The following is a 7,196-nucleotide window of genomic DNA, read 5'->3' as shown; positions in this document are numbered from 1 at the left end:
GCACAAGCGATATCCCGGGGGCCGCTGAACCTCCGCCCGCCGCGGCGATCTAATCGTTATGGCACGGGCAATACGCAGCGCCGACAGGTTTTGTTAAACAGGTGTTGCAATGCGCAACCGGATGCCATATAATCTTTTCTTCGACGGACGCGGGTGGAGCATTGGCAGCTCGTCGGGCTCATAACCCGAAGGTCGCAGGTTCAAGTCGCCCCGCAACCAACCGCACAGATGCGCATCTGTGACGCCGTCGCAGCAGACCAACCCGCCCCTGGCGGGTTTTTTGTTTTGTGCCGCCAGCCGGCGCCGCGGCCGTGCCTTTGCGGCCTGCCGAGCCATGGTGCACCACCGCTCCTCCGGCCGCCGGTGCGCTGCGGGGGGATACACTTTCGCCATTCTCCCGGACGCCCCTCATGAAATTCTGCTCGAACTGTGGTCATGCGGTCGTATTGCGCGTGCCTGACGGCGACAACCGCCCGCGCAGTGTTTGCGACAACTGCGGCACCATCCACTACGTCAATCCCCGCAACGTGGTCGGCCACCACCGGTCGGAAGACAAGGTCCTGCTGTGCAAGCGCGCGATCGAGCGCGCTACGGCTTCTGGACCCTGCGGCGGGCTTCATGGAGATCGGCGAGACCACCGCCCAGCGGCCTCGCGCGAAACCCTGGAAGAAGCCGGCGCGCGCGTGCAGGTGGGCGAGCTGTTCTCGATCCTGAACGTGCCGCATGTGCACCAGGTGCACCTGTTCTACCTCGCCACGCTGGATGACCTGGACGTCGCGCCCGGCGAGGAGAGCCTGGAAGTGAAGCTGGTGGCAGAGGCCGATGTGCCCTGGGATGAACTGGCCTTCCCCACCGTGATCCATACCCTGCGCTGCTTCTTTGCCGACCGCGCCGCCGGCCGCTGCAGGATGCAGCTTCCGGCTGCACAGCCTGGACATCGACAAGCCCATGCGCCCGCTGACCAGCCGGGCCACGGTCACGCCCTGAGCGGCGGGCCTGCCGCACACCGCCCTCCGGCGCAGCCGCATGATTTCCTGGCTGGACCCGCAAGATCCGTTTCCCCCGTCGAGCACGCACTCGGACCTATTCCGAGGCTCCCGGCTGCTTGCCGCAGCGCGAGCTGTCGCCGCAGCGGCTGCTGCTGGCTATCGCCAGGCATCTTCCCGTGGTATTCGAGCGGCCAGCCGGTGCTGTGGTGGAGCACCGATCCTCGCATGGTGCTGCCGCCGCCGGCGTTGCGCGTCTCGGCCAACCTGCGCAAGACGCTGCGGCGCGTGCTGCGCGATGCCGACTGGGAAATCCGCGTCGACCACGACTTCCTGGCGGTGATGCGCGCCTGCGCGACACGCCGCGCGAGGCCAGGACGGCACCTGGATCACCGACGCCATCATCGCCGCATACGGCACCCTGCACCGCAACGGCCTGGCCCACTCGGTCGAAAGCTGGTACCGCGGCGAGCGCGTCGGCGGCCTGTATGGCGTGGCGCTGGGGCGGATGTTCTTTGGCGAATCGATGTTTGCGCACCGCACCGACGCGTCCAAGATCGCGCTGGCGGCGCTGTGCGCGTTCCTCGGCAACCACGGCGTGGCGATGATAGACTGCCAGCAGGAAACCGACCACCTGGCCTCGCTGGTGCGCGCCCATCCCCCGCGCCGACTTCGTGGCCCATGTGCGCGCGGCAACGGCACAGCCGGGATCAGTCCGTGGCGGTTCGACAAATCGGTGCTGGAGCGCTGGCCGGGACACCCGCCGCGCCGGCAGCCTGAATTCCTGGCACGGGTGCCGACGCTGACGCTGCGGGCCACCGTGCAAACGCCCGTCCCGCCCGGAGCCCCTGAGTCATGAGCAAGCTGAAGGAACTACCGCTGTCCGCGCTGCAGTTCTATGCCACGGCGCCCTACGCTTGCAGCTATCTCGATGGCCGCATGGCGCGCTCCCAGGTGGCCACGCCGGCGCACCTGATCAACGCCGACGTTTACTCGCGGCTGTGCGCGCGGCTTTCGCCGCAGCGGCATCTTCACCTACCGGCCGTATTGCGACGATTGCCACGACGCCGCACGCCGGCCGCGTGCTGGTCGACCAGTTCACGCCGGACCGCTCGCAGCGCCGCGCGTGGAATCGCCACCAGCACCTGCAGGCGCTGGTGGCGCCGCTGACCTATGTCGAGGAGCACTATTCGCTGTACCTGCTGTACCAGTCGATGCGCCACGCCGCGGCGGCATGGACCAGGACAGCCGCGACCAGTACGAGCATTCCTGCTGCAGAGCCGCGTCAACTCGCGCCTGGTGGAATTCCGCGATCCGCCCCCGCCCGAGGCCGGGCGCCTGCGCATGGTCAGCATGATCGACGTGCTCGACGACGGCCTGTCGTCGCTACACCTTCTACGACCCGCTCGAGCGCAACGCCAGCTACGGCACCTACAACATCCTGTGGCAGATCCCCAGCACCATGCGCTGGGCCTGCCGCACCTGTACCTGGCTACTGGATCGCCGACAGCCGCAAGATGGCGTACAAGGCGCGCTTCCGGCCGCTGCAGGTGCTGACCGGCAACCACTGGCATGCGTTCGAGACGTCGCCGCCGAGGCCCCGGAAGCCGCCGCGCCGGTGCCGCCCGCCACCCGGCCTTAGCCTCGGCCCGGCCTGGGCCGCCTCCACGGCCGCCCTGCGTGCGGGCCAGCCGCTACAATGCCGCCCTGGTCCCGACTTCCGCGCCGCCCTGCCGGCCGCCTGCCCACGTGCTCAACGCGCTCTACCCCCTGTTTCGTCCCGCCCTGTTCTCGATGGATGCCGAGGACGCCCACCATTTCACGCTGAACAACCTGCTGCGCGCGCACCGCATGGGCCTGGGCGGCTGCATCGGCAACCGCATCGCCGACGATCCGCGCACGGTCATGGGGTGCGCTTTCCCAACCCGGTCGGGCTGGCCGCCGGCGGACAAGGACGGTGCCTACATCGACGGCCTCGCCGCGCTCGGCTTCGGCTTTCGAGGTGGGCACGGTCACGCCGCGGGCGCAGCCGGCAACCCGCGCCCGCGCATGTTCCGGCTGCCGCAGGCGGATGCGCTGATCACCGCATGGGCTTCAACAACGGCGGCGTCGATGCCTTCGTCGCAATGTGCGGGCGTCCGCTGGAAGGCCGAGGGCGGCCTGGGGCTGAACATCGCAAGAACGCCGATACCCCGATCGAGCGCGCCAACGACGACTACCTGTACTGCTGGAGCGCGTCTATCCGCACGCCAGCTATGTGACGGTCAACATCTCGTCGCCCAACACCAAAACCTGCGCCAGCTGCAGGCGCGAGCGAGCTCGACAGCCTGCTGTCGACGCTGAAGGCCGCGCAGCAGCGCCTGGCCGACCAGCACCAGCGCTATGTGCCGCTGGCGCTGAAGATCGCGCCGGATCTCGATGCCGACCAGATCGGCAATATCGGCGACGCGCTGGTGCGCCACAGATCGACGGCGTGATCGCCACCAACACCACCATCTCGCGCGAAGCGGTCAAGGGCCTGCCGCATGCCGACGAAGCCGGCGGCCTGTCCGGGCGCCGGTGTTCGAAGCCTCGACCCGCGTGGTACGCGCGCTGCGCGGCGTGGTCGGCGACGCGGTGCCGATCATCGGCGTGGGCGGCATCTTCGGCGGCGCCGACGCGCGCGCCAAGACCGACGCCGGCGCCAGCCTGGTGCAGCTCTACAGCGGCCTGGTCTACCGCGGCCCGGCGCTGGTGCGCGAGTGCGCCGCGGCGCTGCGCGGCTGAAGCCGCCGGCCGCCCGCGGCCTTGCGTTATGCCCGGCCGATGCGCCGGCCGGGTCGAGGAAATCCTCGACGCCGCGCTGGCGCGCAATTGCATGAAGATGCGGCCGCCGCAATCAGGGAAATCCACAGGCAAATCCCGGTTCCTGCGCAATTAAATGCGCCTCGATGGCGGATAGCGGGCGTCTCGCAGCATCGAATGCCCCACATCCGCATGATGACTGTCCATTTCGTGCGCGGGAAGTGGTATCCTCGCAGGCTTATCGCTGTCGCATCCGACGCGTCCGCGCACGCTCCCTCCCGCCGCAGGAAGCCGCCGCGCCCGCCCGGACCGGCACCGTGCGCCAGGCGGCACATGGTCCAGGACGGCGGACCGAACCATACGCGGCCGTATCCAATCCAGAACCGAGTTTCGGGGAGCACACATAATGCAGTCCACCAAGGGTCTCGCAGCATCCAAATCCATCCTGGGCGGCGCCGTGGCGCTGGCACTGCTGTACGGCGGCGCCGTGCAGGCCCAGACCGTCAAGGTGCTGTCGATCGTCGACCATCCCGCGCTGGACGCCATTCGCACGGCGTGCGCGCAGAACTGAAGGCGGCCGGCTATGACGCCGACAAGAGCCTGAAGTGGGAATACCAGAGTGCCCAGGGCAACACCGGCACCGCGGCGCAGATCGCCCGCAAGTTCGTCGGCGACAACCCCAATGCCATCGTCGCCATCGCCACGCCGTCGGCGCAGGCCGTGGTGGCCGCCACCAAGACGGTGCCGGTGGTGTACTCGGGCGTGACCGATCCGGTCGCCGCGCAGCTGGTCAAGAGCTGGTCGGCGTCGGGCACCAATGTCACCGGCGTGTCGGACAAGCTGCCGCTGGACAAGCAGGTCGCACTGATCAAGCGCGTAGTGCCCAAGGCCAAGACCGTGGGCATGGTCTACAACCCGGGTGAAGCCAACTCGGTGGTGGTGGTCAAGGAACTGAGCGCGCTGCTGGCCAAGGAAGGCCTGACGCTCAAGGAAGCCGCCGCACCGCGCACCGTGGACATCGGCCCGGCCGCCAAGAGCCTGATCGGCAAGGTCGACGTGATCTACACCAACACCGACAACAACGTGGTGTCGGCGTACGAGGCCCTGGTCAAGGTCGCCAACGAATCCAAGATCCCGCTGGTCGCGGCCGATACCGACAGCGTCAAGCGCGGCGCCGTGGCGGCACTGGGCGTCAACTACGGCGACCTGGGCCACCAGACCGGCAAGGTGGTGGTGCGCATCCTGAAGGCGAGAAGCCGGGCACCATTGCCTCGCAGACCAGCGACAACCTGAGCTGTTCGTCAACACCGGCGCGGCCGCCAAGCAAGGCGTCCGCTGTCGCCGGAGCTGGTCAAGGAAGCCAAGACGGTCATCAAGTAAGCACAACCACGCCCTGCCATGCCGCCGCCGCAGCGCGGCGGATGCGCCGGCCAGGCCTACCCGGCCGGCCGGACATAACAGGGCGAGGCGGCCGGCGCCCTAACCGGGCGTGCCGGCCGACCCGCCCCGAAACCGGCGGCAAACGCCGGCCCCAGCAACAGGATTCCCCCATGTCCCTCTTTTCCCTTCTGGCGCCCTGGAGATCGGCCTGATCTTCAGCCTGGTGGCGCTCGGGGTGCTGATTTCCTTCCGCATCCTCAACTTTCCCGACCTGACCGTCGACGGCAGCTTCCCGCTGGGCGGCGCCGTGGCCGCGACGCTGATCGCGGGCGGCCAGGACCGTTCCTGGCGACGCTGGTGGCCATCGCCGCGGGCGCGCTGGCCGGCTGGATCACCGGCTGGCTCAACGTGCGCCTCAAGATCATGGACCTGCTCGCCAGTATCCTGATGATGATCGCGCTGTACTCGGTCAACCTGCGCATCATGGGCCGCCCCAACGTGCCGCTGATCACCGAACCCACGCTGTTCACCGTGCTGCAGCCGAGTGGCTGCCCGACTACGTGCTGCGTCCGCTGCTGCTGTTCGTGGTGGTGGTGGTCGCCAAGGTCGGCCTGGACTGGTCTTCAGCTCGCAGCTGGGCCTGGCGATGCGCGCCACCGGCGCCAATCCGCGCATGGCCCGCGCCCAGGGCATCGCCACCGGCCGCGCCACGCTGGCCGGCATGGCGCTGTCCAACGCGCTGGTGGCGCTGGCCGGCGCGCTGTTCGCGCAGACCCAGGGCGGCTCCGATATCTCGATGGGCATCGGCACCATCGTCATCGGGCTGGCCGCGGTGATCATCGGCGAGACCATCCTGCCGGCACGCCGGCTGATCTGGACCACGCTGGCGGTGGTGCTGGGCGCCATCCTGTACCGCTTCTTCATCGCACTGGCACTGAACAGCGACTTCATCGGCCTCAAGGCGCAGGACCTGAACCTGGTCACCGCCGCGCTGGTAACGATCGCGCTGGTGCTGCCGGCCACGCGCAAGAAGCTGTTTGCCCGCAAGAACGGAGGTGCCTGAGATGCTGCGCGCACAAGACCTGAAGCTCACCTTCAACCCGGGCCCCGATCGAGACCCGCGCGCTGCGCGGCCTCAGCCTGGAGATTCCGAGCGGCCAGTTCGTGGCCGTGATCGGCTCCAACGGCGCCGGCAAGTCGACCTTTTTGAATGCGATCAGCGGCGACCAGATGGTCGACTCGGGACGCATCACCATCGATGACAGCGACGTCACGCGCAAGCCCGCCTGGGACCGCGCCCACCTGGTGGCGCGCGTGTTCCAGGATCCCATGGCCGGCACCTGCGAAGCGCTGACGATCGAGGAAAACATGGCGCTGGCGATGGCCCGCGGCAGCCGCCGCGGCTTCCGCCCGGCGCTGAACCGCGCCGCGCGCGAGCTGTTCCGCGACAAGCTGCGCCTGCTCAACCTGGGCCTGGAAAACCGCCTCACCGACCGCATCGGCCTGCTCTCCGGCGGCCAGCGCCAGGCGGTGAGCCTGCTGATGGCGTCGCTGCAGCCGTCGCGCATCCTGCTGCTGGACGAGCACACCGCCGCACTCGACCCCAAGACCGCCGCGTTCGTGCTGGAGCTGACCGCGCGCATCGTCGAGGAAAGCAAGCTGACGACGATGATGGTGACGCACAGCATGCGCCAGGCGCTCGACTACGGCCAGCGCACGGTCATGCTGCACCAGGGCCAGGTGGTGCTGGATGTCTCGGGCGACAAGCGCAAGGGGCTGGATGTGCCGGACCTGCTCAAGATGTTCGAGCAGACGCGGCATGAGCAGCTGGATGATGATGCGCTGCTGCTGGGGTGATAGCGCCAGCGAAAAAAACGGGGAGCTTCGGCTCCCGTTTTTTTGCTGATTGGCGCTTAAGCTCTCCCTCTGTGTACTTCCCTCTCCCGCTTGCGGGAGAGGGTCGGGGTGAGGGCCGGCGCCTCAACGAAGTGAAGTCTGTCGCCGTTGCACTCGCTCGCCCCGGCCCCTCTCCCATAAATGGGAGAG

Annotated in this window: 1 tRNA gene and 7 pseudogenes; all 8 read left to right on the top strand. The window is 68.4% G+C overall.

The features are described 5' to 3' along the window. The first annotated feature begins 152 nt into the window (after positions 1-152). The 8 genes and pseudogenes from CBM2586_RS06435 (at position 153) to CBM2586_RS06400 (ending at position 7,007) form a co-directional block, all read left to right on the top strand. Positions 153-219: transfer RNA gene (locus tag CBM2586_RS06435), tRNA-Met, on the top strand. A 191-nt stretch (positions 220-410) separates the two neighbouring features. Continuing rightward, a pseudogene (locus tag CBM2586_RS32625) lies at positions 411-767 on the top strand (NUDIX hydrolase); the annotation flags it as partial. A 259-nt stretch (positions 768-1,026) separates the two neighbouring features. Continuing rightward, a pseudogene (aat, locus tag CBM2586_RS06425) lies at positions 1,027-1,845 on the top strand (leucyl/phenylalanyl-tRNA--protein transferase). Beyond that, positions 1,842-2,629: pseudogene (locus CBM2586_RS06420) on the top strand (arginyltransferase); the annotation flags it as partial. The pseudogenes aat and CBM2586_RS06420, both read left to right, overlap by 4 nt. A gap of 106 nt (positions 2,630-2,735) precedes the next feature. Further along, positions 2,736-3,752: pseudogene (locus CBM2586_RS06415) on the top strand (quinone-dependent dihydroorotate dehydrogenase). Between the two features lie 424 nt (positions 3,753-4,176). Beyond that, positions 4,177-5,150 (top strand): annotated as a pseudogene (locus CBM2586_RS06410) (ABC transporter substrate-binding protein). Between the two features lie 170 nt (positions 5,151-5,320). Beyond that, a pseudogene (locus tag CBM2586_RS06405) lies at positions 5,321-6,213 on the top strand (ABC transporter permease). Position 6,214: 1 nt separating this feature from the next. Beyond that, a pseudogene (locus CBM2586_RS06400) lies at positions 6,215-7,007 on the top strand (ABC transporter ATP-binding protein). The last annotated feature ends 189 nt before the right edge of the window (positions 7,008-7,196 follow it).

The sequence above is a fragment of the Cupriavidus taiwanensis genome, assembly GCF_900250115.1.
Taxonomy (GTDB): domain Bacteria; phylum Pseudomonadota; class Gammaproteobacteria; order Burkholderiales; family Burkholderiaceae; genus Cupriavidus; species Cupriavidus taiwanensis_B.
Note: the sequence above shows the minus strand (reverse complement) of the source record. Positions and strands in the feature narration are given on the sequence as shown.